Source organism: Labrenzia sp. THAF82 (genome assembly GCF_009363435.1).
GTDB classification, from domain to species: Bacteria; Pseudomonadota; Alphaproteobacteria; order Rhizobiales; family Stappiaceae; genus Roseibium; species Roseibium porphyridii.
The window spans coordinates 3540493-3555931 of the sequence record NZ_CP045354.1 but is presented as its reverse complement, the minus strand read 5'-3'; the positions used below and the strand labels follow the sequence as shown (position 1 = coordinate 3555931).

The following is a 15439-nucleotide window of genomic DNA, read 5'->3' as shown; positions in this document are numbered from 1 at the left end:
GGAACTGCTGCCGAGGGACATCGGTGCCGAGAGAACGTTGTCTCGCCGTTATCGCCTACGGGAGCACGCTTCCCGTTGACCCCAAAACCATCCGTTGTGGCTTTTCAAGAAAGTACCTGTATGTCCGACGTCCTACGCCACTATTTTCAGCAAAAGAAACCGGGATTCGAGCAGTTCCTTACGCAATGCATCGTCCGCCGTGCACTACGCTCGGTGCCGGAGATGAAGCTTTGGCACCCGCCAGTGATTGGTATTGTCGCCGGTGAAAAACCGCCGGTCGATGAAATTCAGGACGCACTGACTATTCTGCGTCTGCCGGATTTGGGGGTATTGAGAAACCGGCAATCGGACCCGCTACCGGTTTTTCTTGAGTGCAAACCGGCCGGCTCCAGAAAGTCCAGAGAGCTTGAAAAAACCGAACAGGAGTTCCTGTTTGCCTTAAAGGGCACGAAGGCCATCTTTGCGGTCGTGGAAGACGAAGAAGACCTGCCCAATCTATTTAGGAAAATTGCGGACGCGGTCGTTCATCTGGAAAAGCCGACGGCGCGACACATCCGAGCTGCTTTTTCTTACTGTGCCGGTGTCAATATCAGCCTGGAGGAGGCCGAGCAACTGACGGAGTTCAGCTTGTTCGACCTGACTATGGTCGGATCCAGGGGCAAGTCTTGGCGCAAGGTGTTGAACGCGATCGCGAGTGATCCGTGCAAAGCTGACAGCCGTCTGATCAATGAGGGGCTCTCTCTCGACACCCTTGCAGGGCTTGGTAAGGCCGGGGAGTGGGGTACGGAACTTGCCGCGGATCTGGAGGAGTGGCGGACCGGAAAGCTGCCCTGGTCGGATGTCAATCGCGGTGTGCTTCTGGCAGGACCTCCCGGAACCGGCAAAACCACGTACGCGAAGGCATTGGCGAAAAGTTGCGGCGTCGAGCTTGTGGCTTCTTCTCTTGCGCAGTGGCAAGCGGCCGGTCATCTGGGTGATCTCCTGAAGGCCATGCGGAAGACATTCGCGGAGGCTCGAAAGACGGCACCGTGCATCCTGTTTCTTGATGAGTTCGACTCCGTCGGAGATCGCAGGTTCGCCCAAGGCGACAATGCGCTCTATGTCGTCGAGAAGATCAACGGATTGCTCGAGTGTCTCGATGGCGTTGAAGGGCGGGAAGGCATCGTTGTCGTAGCAGCCTGCAATTATCCGGAGCTTGTTGATCCGGCTTTCCTGAGGCCTGGACGTCTGGAACAGACGATCCGTATATCCCTGCCCGATCGTCCGGCCCGTGAACAGATCCTGCGCTGGCATCTGAAAGGCGCAATGGACGGCGAAGACCTTTCAGCCATTGCGGGCCGTCTCGAAGGTCATTCGGGAGCGGACATTGAAAAGTTGGTGCGCGACGCCCGCCGGACGGCACGAAAGGAAAAGCGGGACCTACGACGTGATGATCTTGTGTCCAGACTTCCAGGCCGGATTGCCTTCAGCCAGGAGGATCTCAGACGTATTGCCGTCCATGAGGCAGGACATGCGATCGTCCAGGCCAAAGTCGGTGACGGTGAGATCCTTCGACTGAAGATCGAGCCGGACCTCGCAATGCAAGGAACACAGCGCCAGGTTGGTTATCTGGAAGTCAGAAAATCCGCGATCAAGGGCAGGACACGCCGCGATTATGAGGCCCAACTGATGGTGCATCTGGCGGGTCTCGCCGCGGAGGAACTTGTTTTCGGCGAGATAGCCGACGGGGGCGGTGGCTCCATGGGGTCTGACCTGGCGTTCGCCACGCAGATCGCAACGGAGATGGAAGCTAGCCTCGGTTTTGGCGACAGCCTTGTTCACCTTGTCCCGAGCGGATCGAAGCAGGTCCGCGAAGTCTTGTTTACCGATCAATCTCTGCGCCGACGTGTCGAGGCAACGCTCGACAAGGCCTATGAAGACGCCCGCGCAATCTTGGAGGAGAGCGAACCAGCACATCAAGCGCTCGTCGACGCCCTGATGCATAGGCACAAGCTTGAGGGCAGGGAGGTGCTGGAAACTATTTCCGGGGCTGATGTGAGTGTTCGGAGGGCCTTCTGAGGCGTGTGTCATTCGCCAGGCTCTCCGGCATTGAGGAATGACTGAAATGGGCCGTGAGCGGATAGTCGGGTTTCGCTCCGCAAAGTCACTCAAGCGGTCATTCTAGGTGAGCAAGCCTACGGTAGCTTTTTTGGCCAAAGATAATGAGGTGGAGAATCTTAATGCCGAAAGTGCTGCCTATTCCCGCTGTTGGATCGGATGTGATCCAGCAAGGTTGGAAAGATATAGGTCCCAGGTCGGCAGCAACCCCGTAAAAGTTTAAGACTGCATTTGGCTCGACCTAGAACACAGTACCAACTTGGCCGATCCGCGAGTCATTGCGACATAAAGGTTCTTTGCATTGAGGTCGTGGGCTTCAAGGATTACGCAGACATCGGCTTCCAGGCCTTTGAGCAGCAGAGTGCTGCCGACGGAGCGTTTCGCCAATGGCCGCCCGATAAGGCGGTTTTGTTCGCGAATTCGGACAGCTGCGTCGTAAAAGGTGTTCCCTTCGGTGCCGTCGCATTGCTCCAGCGCTTTCATACAGGCACGAAGAACGGCAGGGCGATGTAGCCTGACACCACCTTCCTTGTTGATCTCAATCAGCAAGTTGGCTGCTGACTTGGGGGTGGGGGCGGCACAGAAGGCGAGGGCCGCTTGTTCGGTGTCTGTCGGCGCTTTGCGTGCGGTGCCCCGTTGTAGTGATCCGACGCGAGTGATTAAGTCGGGTGCGCCGACATTGGTCATGACGTCACCCGCGAAAGCAGCGAGCTTGGAGAAGGCGTCGGCAGCAGTAATGTCGAAGCGCTTTGCGAAGTCGACGAAATCACGAAGATCGACGTTTTCAACAGTCACAGCACCAGGTGTGCGGCTTGCCATATCCCGTTGGCTTTGTGGGCTAGTGCTGCGTCCGATGATTAGGACGCGACCGTCTGCTGTCGGAGGTGCAGTGCGCGCTGCCAGCATTTGCCTCGCCATGTCCTCCGTCCCGTCCAGATGAACCCAGCTGACTTCTTCAGGTGCGGTCGTCAGGTCAATCGCTTCGCCGTTCAGGAGATTTTTGCGCACATCCAAAAGCCAGTGTCCGAAGTCTTCCTTGCCGGCGTTTATCCAACGCCATGGGGTTTCCAGTTCCCCGACAACGGGAAAATACTTGCATACGTTCTTGTCCCAATCGGCAAGTGGGTCACTGCCGAAGCCAAAGATTGCCTGCATGGGGTCGCCCAGAACACAGGTTGGCAGGGTTTGCGCCGCATTGGCGACAACCGCATGCTGGCGAATTGAGCAGTCCTGGTATTCATCGACAATCAGTCGGGCGTAACTGGCAGCGACCACGTCATTGACGTGCTCTGCTTTCAGAAGGTTGACGGCGGCGACACGGATGTTTGGGTAGTCAGTGCCGGCGTTCGCCAGTTTCAGAATATTCGGGTCATAAGCGCCCCGCTGTGGAAACATGGAGATAAGCCTCATTGCCCAACCGTCTAAGGTTGAAAGCCGATAGGCTTGGGATGGAACCCCTGCCTTGTCCAAACGTCCGCGAAGGGCCACAACGCCCGCGTTCGTGTGGGTCAGCACCAGGATCGGCTTCGGGCCGGTATGGCGGGTCAGGGCTTCGGCAATCAGATGAGTTTTTCCGCAGCCTGCCGGAGCGGTAACGGTACCCCGGTCTATCGCCAGCAAATCAATTTCAGGTTCCGGCATTGCCAGCCCACCCAAACACTGCCGCTACGGCGCTTCTGAAATCCGCATCCGCGTTCTGGAGGTCAGGGCCGATAATCTCCCGCGCCGCCTGTTCCATCCAGCCGAGCTGTTTGAACCAGCCCTTTTTGCGGATGCTGGAGGCGCTCGCTAGGACAGCCCGTGTTTGTGGGCTGTAGCCATTAATCAGGGCTTCGGTCTGGATGCCGGTCAGCGTTTCACCGTTTGTCGCTCGTGACTGAATGTGCCCGCCAATCACGTCCTCGCCATGCAGTTCGATGGCAAGATCAATCAGCTTGCCGACCGCATCGTCAGTCAGGCTCCTGAACAGTTCCGCCTCAAGGCAGCGATCATCGCGCCAGGTAAAGACAGCGCCGCCTCCGTCTACGAAGGCCTGATGGGTCTCTGCTTCCGGTTTCTGATCGTCATCTCTCAGAATGGCAATGCGATAGCCCAGTGATCTCACTGGTGTAGCACGACGATAAGCGTCGTTTGGTCCGCCACCTCCGGCATCGACGAGGGCAACACCGTGCGCCGCGATGGAAACCTGTCCCTGACCTTCGAAATACTGATCCAGCCCTCGAAGGAAGCCGACTTCGGTTGCACCCTCACAGACAACAAGAGACGTTGCCAGAAAAGCATCGGGGTACAAGCGAATGGTCCCCTGAACAGCACTGTCAGTGCCGACTTTGAGAATGTCATGATGATCGTCATGGCCGCGCATCACAAAGAGCTGATGGCCACCCAACTCCCGAAGTGCGACCGGGGAATGAGTTGTCAGGAAGGCCTGCAACGGCTCGTCTGCTTCCTTTGCGCCGAGTGAATCCAGTAACCGCATGATGCGGTGCGGTTCAAGACCATGCTCCAATTCATCGATCAAGATGATTGATGATGACTGAGCTGCCATTCGTTGCAGCCCGGCAATCAGCAACCGCGTGGACCCGTTCCCCAAGCCTTTAAGCGGAATGCCCGCTTCATTGTGCAGGGAGATGGTGCCGCCGGTCACCGATACCGAATGCGCGTCCAGCATAGCTTTAACCTCGTCGCCAACGGGGATGCCAAGATATTTGGCCGTGTCCGCCACAATTTTGAGTGCGTCGCCAAGCTGCTCCTTTGCGTCATCGCCGAAAGCGGCTCTTGCTTCCCGTGCCGCTTTGACGATTGCGGCCGAGGCGTCGGCACGCTCCTCGCTCAGACGATTGAGCACAGATCCCCGACGCCAACCGAGATTGAGATCAGCGAAGGCGCCAATACGGGTTGGCGCAAGGCGTGCCCTGTCCGCCCATGACAGGTTACGAGTCAATCCTTGAGCTTCAGCGCGTTCAGAGACCAATGACCAGGATGGCTCCAAATCGCCCTCAACTTTCAGGCGCAGCGTAAGGACTGTCTCAGCGTCCTTTTCAGGTTCGTCTGCAACAACACCAGTCTCATTGGTGAAGCCGCGCAGGAACATGCCGTAGCTGTCCATGCTCTTGAGCGCGTCGTCCAATGCACCCATAGTGAGCGTAATCTGAATGGGTGTATCAACATCAAGGTTGTGAAAGTCGGCGTCGGCCATCTGGAGGTTACGGCGTGCGCCCAGACAGTAGTCAATCGCGTTAAGTACGGTTGATTTTCCACTGTCACCAGGGCCGACAAGGCAGTTAATGCCGTTTGACGGCAGCCAGGAGAGGTTCTGAATGCCTCGGAAGTTCTCAATTTCTACTTTTCTGATCCGAGACATTTATCACTACTCTTCCCATCTTTTAGCGGCCTTATGGCGCGTCGATTCTAGCAACACTCAAAAGTAGTATCATCTTAAAATTGTGGTGGAAAAGCCTTCCCTTGCCCTCAACCGCCTATCGGAGTCTACCGTCACCCTTTCCAGCTGGGTTCCGTCCCGCCATCTACGGGCATTCAGCAGCTCCGCAACGAACGTCAGTTTTCAGGGTGCGCACCTGAGGTTCGAAACGTCCTCTTCGGGGACGCACAACAGTCAAAAAGTTTCCCAAAGATGACCGCCCAAGTTGGGATCGTCATTTTGTACGATTTCCTCGGCGTCCGCGTTTCTCATCGGGATCCTCAAACCAGGGCGCGGGCTCCCGAGCGTTTACGAAGCTGAGCAACCTTATAGGCTGCGGCTCCAGGTGTCCGGTCACCACCGGATATTTTGTGAGGAGATCCTTCAAGAGCGGAAGGCCTGCCGGGTTCGTGTAGCGAATGCCGGTTTCGCTGGCACCGTCACGGCCGTGAATGTCTTCGATCAGCTCCGGGGAGATGCCGTTCTGCTTCAGCGTATCCGCATGCCCGTGCCGAAGCGCATGAATGACACGGATCCAGCTCGGACCACCGTTGGCCGCGTTGCTGACAAAAAGAGGATTGAAATTTTTATAGAACCGATCTCCTGGATCACCTTTTTTCACGTAGGGATTAACGAGCTCGGGAAACAACGGGCGATATCCAAGTGACCGAATTTTTTCGACGTAGTCGCGGAAACGCAATCGCAACATCTCCTGTGGAACAGGAAGCATTCTTGTCGACTGATGGTTCTTTAGACCACGGATTTCATTTGTTTTGATTTCGATAGCCCACCCATCTGGTGTGCTTACGATTTCATCGACGAGCAATCCCGCTGCTTCGGCACGCCGCATTCCCAGATAGACCAGCAACATGGGCAAGAAATAGAGCGAATTATGCAGCGTTAGGGAACCGGTTTCATTTAGCTGGATTTCCGATCTGGCTCCCGAAAAAATTGGCATCGCGAACATTGCTTCTGTTTTGTCGGGTCCAGGTTTCGGAGTGAGCAACGCTATCTCCGACGCGCGAACTTTATTCGGTCGGATGCCATTCATTTCAAAGGAGATGATCTGGTGCCCTCGGCCTGCGAGGAAGTCACGGAATCCGTCGACGCTACCCAAATGTTTGCGGACCGTTTGTGCCTTAAAGCCAACCTTTGCGGCATCGTCATCGTCGGCTTCATCCAGCATCCTTTCGCCAACGGCCTTCAGCTCAATGAAACTCAGTGCTCGTAAACGGGAGCTTTGACCGTAATTTTTAGGGAGAAGGCTCAATAGGTCTCGGAAGGCGGCGAGATGTGCTTGCCTGATTTCACCTGTATGTTCAACGCCATGGAAGACCAGGACGTCCTGAAACAATCGAATCGCAACCCGGACGTCGTTCGCGGTCTCGCTCTTCCATTCCACGGCCTTGTTGCGCCTGTAGACCTTAAAGAGGTCGAGAAATTCCGAGACAGGTAGTCGTGCTTGGCGTCCGTCAGGCAATACTTCGTCTTCTGGCTCTGTCGGCTTGATAGACGGCGCGTTAGCTGACGGAACACTGTTCTCATCGGTCCGCGGATTATCGGAGGTCTCGGCGGATGATACATCTTGCAATGTGTTCAACCCACCGCTTCCTTGAGGGGCAACGTGTAAATCGGCTGCCTGGTCGCCTGTACCTTGCTCGGAGGATGCCACCTGGAGTAGGCGATAGCGTGATCCTGTGTTCAAAAGAACGTCGGCTTTCGCACGAAATACTTCCGAGCGGGAACGTTCCAGATTGAGTCGATTTATCTCAAGTCCGACTTCTGCCATTTCCTGCTTGAGCGGCACCTCGAACATACGCGAGCGAGCGAATTGGCGTTCCTGACGAAATGTTTCGGCGATCATTGGCACGAAGTCGTTTGGGACGTTGTTTTGCAGAAGAAATTGTCGCCCCTGGCATGCCTCATCAAACGACAGATCGATTGCTGTTCCAAACTCTTCCAGCAAACGGAAAGCCCAGCCGGTCATGAGATCGGCTTCCAGATGGGTTGGCTTATGAAGGTTTCCCGTCGCTTTTGCCGCGATGACGAGATCGTCCATCAGCTCGTTCATACGCTCGATTTCAGCCTTGAAAAGTGCGTTAAAAGCGTCCTGCCGTGTCGTCTTCAAATCCGGTCGAAACCTCATTTCCGCGAGCATCGTGTTCAGGCGCCTCGCCATGAATTTTGCCCGGTTGTGATCCGTTTGTCTCAGGCTGAATGACAGCTTCCGGTTAAGGTCTGATTGAGAAAGCGCCACCGGAAGGCGAGGGCGCCAGTACCAGATGTTTCCGCGACGCAGGAGATTTTGAACGTCGTGTCGACGAGCCATTGCCCATTTTCCTTTTGCCGGACGGTGCCTTTGGGCACCAGTTCCGGGGACCAGTTTTGGGCATCAGTTGGTCGAATCGACTGAGAGCACGGCTTTGTAATGCCGATTATCTCAATAATATCAATAACTTGAAAAGCAGTTGGCTGGGGAACCTGGATTCGAACCAGGACTAACGGAGTCAGAGTCCGTGGGTCTACCGTTAACCTATTCCCCATTCCGGCTCATTTTGTGAGCTTGGCGATTGTCCGAAGCAGAGCATTGTGCCACTTCGATCAAGTGAGCCGCATATACATCCATCATATTCTTTTTTGCAAGGCCCGTTTTTGACTTTTTTATGAATTCGTACAGACAGCGGTGCTGACACCGCTCCAGCTGGTTCCGGTCTCGGAAGTTCTTTTCCATCCGCGTTCAACCTGTTACAGTTTTTACAACGATAGATACGGTTGTGAGCTGCGCCCATGGAAACATGTAGGCTGCGGCGGCGGCCTGAAAGGCAAAAAGTGACTCAGTCAGGTCAGGAACCGCCCGATTCCGGGCGTGGTATCCCTGATGAGTCCGGGAACAGCGGAGCTTCTTCTGAGCTCCGGACCACGGGCAGAAGGCGCCGTAAGCGTCGTTCTGGCAGTGGTCCAAAAGGCTCTCCCGTCACACAGAACGGTGTGGCGGCTGCGTCTGTTGAAGGGACGGGTCAAAGCCCGACCCTTGTTGTCTCCGGATCCATCAGCACATCGCACAGCAAGCAGGCACAACCTTCGCCTGATGAAGAAGGTCTGTCGTCGACACAAAAACGGCGCAGAAAGCGCCGACGCGGGCGTGCAAAAAACCAACCAGAACTGGCTACCGGCACGCATCATCAACAGCGCACTCCTGACCTGAATTCTTCCTCGCAACCGCAAACGGGTGGGGAGGGAATCACCAGTCCAAAGGGAAAGAAAGCAGCAAGGCGGCGAGGCCGTAAACGCTGGCAAGCGCGCAACACTCAAGGTGTCGAGCAACGGACTACAGGTGCTGATCAGTCCGGTGACTTAGCTTCGCAAAGGTTCTCAGGTTCGAGCGAAGAAAGCCTGAAGCCACAATCGAAGCAAAGGCCCGAGACAAAATCCGATAATCGGGGCCCCTCTGCAAGTGGTGAGGTTCAAAGACCGAAAAGAACGCAAGGTTTTCGCCAAAAAACGCCTTATGGACAAAACAACAGTCCGCTTTATGCCGCACTGGACCTTGGCACCAACAATTGTCGTCTTCTGATTGCGAGGCCGGAAGAGCGTGGGTTTCGTGTTGTCGATGCCTATTCCAGGATTGTTCGACTGGGCGAAGGCGTCGACTCACAAAAGAGGCTAAGCGATGCGGCGATGGACCGGGCAATAGAAGCGCTCGCAAATTGTCATCGAAAACTCTCTGACCGCGGTGTGGCGCGCTCAAGGCTGATTGCGACGGAAGCGTGTCGGGCAGCTGAAAACGGGTCAGAGTTCATTGACCGGGTGAAAACGGAAACAGGCCTGGCCTTGGAAGTGGTCAACAGGGAAACAGAGGCACGACTGGCAGTTGCCGGATGCGCGTCGCTTGTCGACCACGAAGCAGATGGCGTCATTCTGTTTGATATCGGCGGCGGATCGTCCGAAATAGTCTGGCTGGATCTTCGCAACCGATGCGGCGCCCGCGGCTATGCGCTGACACGTTTCATTAGATCCTGGATTTCGCTACCAGTTGGAGTGGTAAATCTGGCGGAACGGCACGGCGGCGTTCATGTCACACCAGATATCTTCGAAGCGATGGTTGAAGACGCAGCAGACCACCTTGCCGCTTTCAGTCTTGCAAACAACCTTACTGAAGCAATCGCTTCCGGGCGGGTTCATATGCTTGGCACCTCTGGTACGGTGACGACGCTGGCAGGTGTCCATCTCGGGCTTAAGCGCTATGACCGGCGCCGGGTCGACGGAACGTGGCTCGACGACAGCGATGTTTCCAGAATGATTGATGAGCTTCGCGACATGCCTTATGAGGCGCGCATGGAGAACCCTTGCATCGGTGCGGATCGCGCTGATCTCGTGCTGGCAGGCTGTGCAATACTGGAAGCAATTCGGCGGCGTTGGACGTGTCCAAGGCTGAGAGTTGCCGACCGGGGTTTGCGTGAGGGGATCCTGACCGAGTTAATGGCGGCCGATGGAGTTTGGGCGCGTCGTAGATCGAGGTCGCGTTTCGATCGTGGCCGCCAAGGAAACAGAGTATGAGCCGTTCAAAAAAAGGATCTGGAGATCGCGGGCTCCACGTCAAGGTGAAAACCGCAGCTGGACGGCGGGAATCGTCCACGCGCTGGCTGGAGCGTCAATTGAATGATCCCTATGTGCGGCGCGCCAAGATCGACGGCTATAGATCCAGAGCAGCCTATAAGCTGATTGAAATCGACGACAAGCATAAGCTCCTTAAGCCAGGATACCGTGTGGTTGACCTTGGCTGTGCGCCTGGAGGTTGGTGTCAAGTTGCCGTTCAGCGGGTTCAATCAAGCATCGAGGCCCCAAAAGTGGTTGGGATCGATTACCTGGATATGGACCATGTCCGGGGTGCAACCTTCCTGAAGAAAGACTTTCTGGATGATGATGCACCGGACGTGCTGATGGAGGCTCTTGGGGGACAAAAACCCGATGTCGTCCTGTCTGACATGGCGGCTCCAACAACCGGTCATAAGCAAACCGATCACCTTCGGACAACTCATCTATTTGAGATCGCCGTTGATTTTGCACGTCAAAACCTGGTTCCAGGAGGATCATTTCTGGCGAAGGTATTCAGGGGCGGTACGGAAAACGCGCTCCTGCGGGATCTGAAACGGGATTTCAAAACCGTCGCACATCTGAAACCGCCGGCAAGCCGCAAGGAAAGCCCGGAACTATATGTAATTGCAAAAGGCTTTAGAGGTATAGAGCCTGGATCGAAGACCTAATGTGACTGTCAAGGAGATCAAACTTTGAAGCGTTGATTGGACGAACTTGACCATATCTCCGGGACCCTTTGCGATGACAAAGACAGAAGACTTCGAAAGGGCACTTCAAAAGTCATGGAGCCTTGAATCCAGCACTCTTTGGTCAGAGGAAACACCTACAGCTGGTCAATGTGGCGTAACAGCCCTTGTCGCGAATGACATTTTGAATGCTCTGATCGTCAAAACCCGCTTTGGACTGACTTGGCATTTTTACAACTTGATCGACGGGAAACGCTACGACTTTACAAAAGCTCAATTTGAGTATCCGATCGTTTACGATGACATTCCAGCCTCAAGGGAAGAGGCTCTGGCCGACACGAACGACCAGCAATATGGTTATTTGAGCAAAGCAGTCACTGCCGCCCTCGCGGCAGACCTCACTGGGGATAATTCCTCGGAATGCGTATGACCCTTTTCATTCTGTCACCTGCGTGTTATTGACCCGCGCCAACTTCTCCGGCACAGCCGAAGCGACTCAACAGATGCTGGCGTTCAATGAGAACGACCGGTGTTTCAGCTATTTTTCATAAAGGGGAATTGGCCATGGCATCATTCTTTGTCCCGTCTACCGGACAGCAAGCCCTGACATTTGACGATGTTTTGCTGATACCCGGCCACTCTGAAGTCATGCCTGGTGACGTTGACCTGAGAACGAAGGTCACGCGTGATCTGGAATTGAATATTCCGATTCTTTCGTCTGCAATGGACACAGTCACTGAAGGCCGGCTGGCAATCGCCATGGCGCAGGCCGGTGGCATCGGAGTCGTTCACCGCAACTTGTCACTTGATCAGCAGGCTGAAGAAGTCCGTATGGTCAAGAAATTCGAATCTGGAATGGTCGTAAATCCACTTGTGATCGGACCTGACGCGACATTGCAGGAAGCGTTGGATCTTATGAAGCGCTTCGGCATATCAGGTGTTCCGGTTGTCGAAAATGGGGGCTCTGGTGGACAGTCGACTGGCAAACTTGTCGGAATTCTGACCAACAGGGACGTTCGGTTCGCTTCAAATCCGAACCAGAAAATCCACGAACTGATGACGAGCGAAAACCTTGTCACTGTCAGCGACAATGTCAGCCAGGAAGACGCCAAACGCCTGTTGCACCAGAACAGGATTGAAAAACTTCTCGTTGTTGATGACGACCGCAATTGCATTGGGTTGATCACCGTCAAGGATATGGAAAAGGCGCAGCTCAACCCCAATGCGTCGAAGGACGATCAGGGTCGCTTGAGGGTCGCTGCGGCAACAAGTGTCGGGGAAGAAGGCTTCGCGCGTGCAGAACGACTGGTTGACGCAGGCGTTGATATGCTTGTGGTCGACACGGCTCACGGTCATTCCCAGAAGGTTCTGGATATGGTCGGGCAGGTCAAGAAACTGTCCAACTCCGTTCAGGTCCTCGCCGGCAATGTTGCTACATCGGAAGCAACGAGGGCATTGATCGACGCCGGTGCAGACGCTGTAAAAGTCGGGATTGGCCCAGGTTCAATCTGTACGACAAGAATTGTTGCTGGCGTTGGCGTTCCGCAATTGACCGCAATCATGGAATCCGTCGAAGAAGCCAGCAAACAGGGCGTGCCCGTCGTTGCGGATGGCGGCATCAAGTTCTCTGGGGACCTTGCGAAAGCCATCGCCGCCGGTGCAGGCTCTGTCATGGTCGGGTCGCTTCTGGCTGGCACTGAAGAAAGCCCAGGTGAAGTCTACTTGCATCAGGGCAGGTCCTATAAATCATATCGCGGAATGGGATCCGTGGGAGCAATGGCGCGAGGCTCCGCCGACCGTTACTTCCAGGCCGAAGTTCGAGACAGTCTCAAACTGGTACCTGAAGGAATTGAAGGCCAGGTGCCGTATAAGGGCATGCTCGGCAGCGTGTTGCATCAGTTGGCAGGCGGCTTGCGTGCCGCCATGGGTTATGTTGGTGGCAAGGACATTCTTGATTTCCAGGAAAAGGCCAGGTTCGTGCAGATTTCCGGAGCAGGATTACGGGAAAGCCACGCACATGATGTTACGATCACGCGGGAAAGCCCGAATTATCCTTCAAACGTCTGATCGAGTTTGGCAGCTCGATAAGCGCAGCAAGCAGTACAAGGGATTTGCATGAAAGACGGTGGACGCCTGGCGGCTGCAATTGAAGTTTTGCAGGAAGTCGAAACGCGGCATCGCCCCGTTCAAGCTGCACTAAGAGATTGGGGAACGGCCCATAGGTTCGCAGGGTCTGGAGACCGTACCGTAATAGGAAACCTGGTCTTTGATGCGCTGCGCAACAAGGCATCACTCAGCGCCGTCATGCAATCCGGCGACCCGAGAGGGCTTGTCCTGGCAACTTACGCCAGAAATTGGGAAAAAGGGCTCTTCGCTCTCGAAGAAGCACTCGCTCAGGACAGGCACGCTCCCGCGCCTTTGTCTGAACTTGAAAAGAAACAGCTTTCAGAAGACACACAACTAAGTTTATCGCCTGCGGAAGCTGCAGACGTTCCCGATTGGCTATGGTCTCGTTTCGAGACAAGCTTGGGCGAAAATGCCATTGCTGAAGGGAAAGCTTTGGCAAGGCGTGCACCAGTCGATCTTCGCGTCAACACATTGAAATCAAACCGCGACAAAGTTTTGAAGCGTCTGTCTCATACGGGTGCAAAGTCTTCGTCTTTGTCACCGGTTGGCATCCGAATTGAAGCAAAACCCGGTCTTGGTCGCATGCCACATGTCCAGGCTGAAGAGGGATATCAAAAAGGATGGTTTGAGCTTCAGGACGAGGCGAGCCAACTGGCTGCGCAATTGGCGAAGGCAGAACCAGGCGAACAGGTACTCGACTATTGCGCTGGTGGTGGTGGCAAGACGCTCGCCCTGGCTGCAAGCATGCAGAACAAGGGGCAACTCTATGCCTTTGATGCCGATCGACTTCGGCTCGCACCTATTCATGAACGGTTGAAGCGGGCAGGCATACACAATATCCAGGTCCGCGACCCTGCCAGTACGGATTTGAAAGACCTTGAAGCACAAATGGATCTTGTGTTCATCGATGCGCCTTGTACTGGAACAGGCGTTTGGCGCAGGCGACCTGACTCAAAGTGGCGATTGTCGGAAAGAGCGCTCGAAGACCGCATAAAAGATCAGCGGCATGTGCTTGATAACGCGAAGAAATACGTCAAAAACGGCGGTCGCTTGGTCTATGCAACGTGTTCTGTTCTTCGCGAGGAAAACCAATCTCAGTCGGAGTGGTTCCTGGAACAGAACCCCGAATTTCAGGCGTTGTCTGCGCTCGATATCTGGAAAGAGTTGTTGCCGGAAAAAGCCTTGCCGGATCACGTATCAGAAACCGGCTCTGTCATGCTGACACCGCACTCAACAGGTACCGACGGTTTTTTCATTTCGGTATTCAAAAAGCAAACCTAGTTTCGAGACTGGATTGACCTGGGAATTCAAGATCTGTCTTGTCGGTTGAGGCCAAGAACATTCGGTTTGTCTTCTACGTCCGGACGCAAAGGCTCATTGGATAGTAGAACAGTCGATGTCTCTGATTGGTGCTGCGCGGCGTCTAGACAGGTATCAACGCTTTCGTTCTCAAACTTGGTGTGAACTTTGGATCTTTCCGGTACCAGCTCACGATCCCTTTCTTCAGCGATCAATGACTCGATCAACTGTCGAACAGCTGGCTCTAACTCTTTCTGTGATGTTTGACCGGTCAAAACTTTTCTTGCTTCTGTTGCGTATTTCAACGAGGCAAGAACTGATCCCAATGCATTGAAAGGTTCCGCCGCGCTTGTGTCCTTGTCATGCGCAGCCAGTGCATAACGTAGTGCAGAAACGGGATCCCCGAGCTTTCGCGAAAGTATGCTCAGTTGCATCGTAGCCAGGAACGACTGTGGATCCAGTTGCAACGCGGCTTCCGATGCTTCTCTCGCATCTTCAAGCGCACCTTTGCCAGAAAGCGCATCGGAGAGCAGCGACAAAGGATAAGCATCGGTTTTAGACAGTTGGCTGGCGCGAACGGCTAGCTCGATGACTTCGTCATATCGCTTTCTGAGCAGAAGGATCTCCGATAGGCCGATCAGCGCCGGCGTATGCTCCGGATCAATCTTTAAGGCTTTGCGATAGGCTGCGATAGACGCAGGGACCTGATCGGTCTTGCCTTGTGTCTCCGCAAAGAGCGCAAGAACAGCTGGTGTTTCAGGCAACAATTCAACGAGACTTCTTGCAAGTCTCTCTGCCTCTGCCGCCCGGCCTTCTTTTAACAGCACCGTAGCAAGACCAAAAAGCGCATTTCGATTGTCAGGGGCTTGGTCAAGCACATCGCGGAAGTTCTGTTGGGCGTTTTCCAGATCTCCTTGCAAGAGCTGGCAACTTCCAAGGCTTCCACGCGCATTCAGATGTTCCGGTTCAGCAAACACAATTCTGCGCAGTTGCGATTGTGCTTCCTCCAGATATCCAGCCTGCAAAAGCGCTGAAGCCGTTCGATAGGCAATTTCAGTATCCTGTGGCGCAAGTTCCTGAGCCTTGAGATAAGACACAAGCGCCTTGTCCAGGTTTCCAGATTGTTCAAGAGCGACAGCGTCATCAAACGCTTTACGGGCAGCTGCGGTCATATGGGCCTGACATCCTTGTGCACCGTGTCACCGCCCGGCATTGG

At 54.7% G+C, this 15439-nt stretch carries 10 protein-coding genes and 1 tRNA gene; 6 read left to right on the top strand and 5 right to left on the bottom strand.

What is annotated here, in order from left to right; genetic code table 11:
- The first annotated feature begins 120 nt into the window (after positions 1–120).
- Positions 121–2058: an AAA family ATPase gene (locus tag FIV00_RS16590; protein WP_173006020.1), complete on the top strand. Its 1938-nt coding sequence runs from the start codon at positions 121–123 to the stop codon at positions 2056–2058.
- 258 nt (positions 2059–2316) lie between these two features.
- Here the strand turns inward: FIV00_RS16590 and FIV00_RS16585 are convergent, their stop codons facing one another.
- The 4 genes from FIV00_RS16585 to FIV00_RS16570 form a co-directional block, all read right to left on the bottom strand.
- Complete coding sequence (locus FIV00_RS16585; RefSeq protein WP_152501780.1) at positions 2317–3738, bottom strand: UvrD-helicase domain-containing protein; 1422 nt, start codon at positions 3736–3738, stop codon at positions 2317–2319.
- Positions 3725–5458: an ATP-dependent endonuclease gene (locus tag FIV00_RS16580; RefSeq protein WP_152501779.1), complete on the bottom strand. Its 1734-nt coding sequence runs from the start codon at positions 5456–5458 to the stop codon at positions 3725–3727. Before FIV00_RS16580 ends, FIV00_RS16585 begins: the two co-directional genes overlap by 14 nt.
- A gap of 292 nt (positions 5459–5750) precedes the next feature.
- Positions 5751–7844, bottom strand: coding sequence for a DUF6538 domain-containing protein (locus tag FIV00_RS30115; protein WP_209006584.1), 2094 nt, complete (start codon positions 7842–7844; stop codon positions 5751–5753).
- Between the two features lie 140 nt (positions 7845–7984).
- Positions 7985–8058 (bottom strand) — tRNA-Gln (locus FIV00_RS16570).
- A 445-nt stretch (positions 8059–8503) separates the two neighbouring features.
- On the opposite strand from FIV00_RS16570, the gene FIV00_RS30110 reads away from it, so the two are divergent.
- The 5 genes from FIV00_RS30110 to FIV00_RS16545 all read left to right on the top strand — a co-directional run bounded on the left by FIV00_RS30110 (position 8504) and on the right by FIV00_RS16545 (position 14205).
- On the top strand, positions 8504–10072 hold the full coding sequence (locus FIV00_RS30110) for a Ppx/GppA phosphatase family protein (RefSeq protein WP_247649247.1): 1569 nt from the start codon (positions 8504–8506) through the stop codon (positions 10070–10072).
- Positions 10069–10779, top strand: coding sequence for an RlmE family RNA methyltransferase (locus FIV00_RS16560; RefSeq protein ID WP_152501778.1), 711 nt, complete (start codon positions 10069–10071; stop codon positions 10777–10779). Before FIV00_RS30110 ends, FIV00_RS16560 begins: the two co-directional genes overlap by 4 nt.
- Positions 10780–10852: 73 nt before the next feature.
- Positions 10853–11227, top strand: coding sequence for a hypothetical protein (locus FIV00_RS16555; protein WP_152501777.1), 375 nt, complete (start codon positions 10853–10855; stop codon positions 11225–11227).
- 134 nt (positions 11228–11361) lie between these two features.
- Positions 11362–12864, top strand: a complete 1503-nt coding sequence (gene guaB, locus FIV00_RS16550) for an IMP dehydrogenase (protein WP_152501776.1) — start codon at positions 11362–11364, stop codon at positions 12862–12864.
- Positions 12865–12912: 48 nt separating this feature from the next.
- Positions 12913–14205, top strand: a complete 1293-nt coding sequence (locus FIV00_RS16545) for an RsmB/NOP family class I SAM-dependent RNA methyltransferase (protein WP_152501775.1) — start codon at positions 12913–12915, stop codon at positions 14203–14205.
- A gap of 26 nt (positions 14206–14231) precedes the next feature.
- Here the strand turns inward: FIV00_RS16545 and FIV00_RS16540 are convergent, their stop codons facing one another.
- Entirely contained in the window at positions 14232–15395 is a 1164-nt protein-coding gene (locus FIV00_RS16540; protein WP_152501774.1) for a lipopolysaccharide assembly protein LapB, read from the bottom strand.
- Positions 15396–15439 lie beyond the last annotated feature (44 nt).

What these genes read in the sequence shown, in the direction of transcription:
- guaB (WP_152501776.1), top strand. Translation starts at nt 11,362, where the DNA reads ATGGCATCATTCTTTGTCCCGTCTACCGGACAGCAAGCCCTGACATTT.
- FIV00_RS16545 (WP_152501775.1), top strand. Translation starts at nt 12,913, where the DNA reads ATGAAAGACGGTGGACGCCTGGCGGCTGCAATTGAAGTTTTGCAGGAA.
- FIV00_RS16580 (WP_152501779.1), bottom strand. Translation starts at nt 5,458, where the DNA reads ATGTCTCGGATCAGAAAAGTAGAAATTGAGAACTTCCGAGGCATTCAG.
- FIV00_RS30115 (WP_209006584.1), bottom strand. Translation starts at nt 7,844, where the DNA reads ATGGCTCGTCGACACGACGTTCAAAATCTCCTGCGTCGCGGAAACATC.
- FIV00_RS16555 (WP_152501777.1), top strand. Translation starts at nt 10,853, where the DNA reads ATGACAAAGACAGAAGACTTCGAAAGGGCACTTCAAAAGTCATGGAGC.
- FIV00_RS16540 (WP_152501774.1), bottom strand. Translation starts at nt 15,395, where the DNA reads ATGACCGCAGCTGCCCGTAAAGCGTTTGATGACGCTGTCGCTCTTGAA.
- FIV00_RS16585 (WP_152501780.1), bottom strand. Translation starts at nt 3,738, where the DNA reads ATGCCGGAACCTGAAATTGATTTGCTGGCGATAGACCGGGGTACCGTT.
- FIV00_RS16560 (WP_152501778.1), top strand. Translation starts at nt 10,069, where the DNA reads ATGAGCCGTTCAAAAAAAGGATCTGGAGATCGCGGGCTCCACGTCAAG.
- FIV00_RS16590 (WP_173006020.1), top strand. Translation starts at nt 121, where the DNA reads ATGTCCGACGTCCTACGCCACTATTTTCAGCAAAAGAAACCGGGATTC.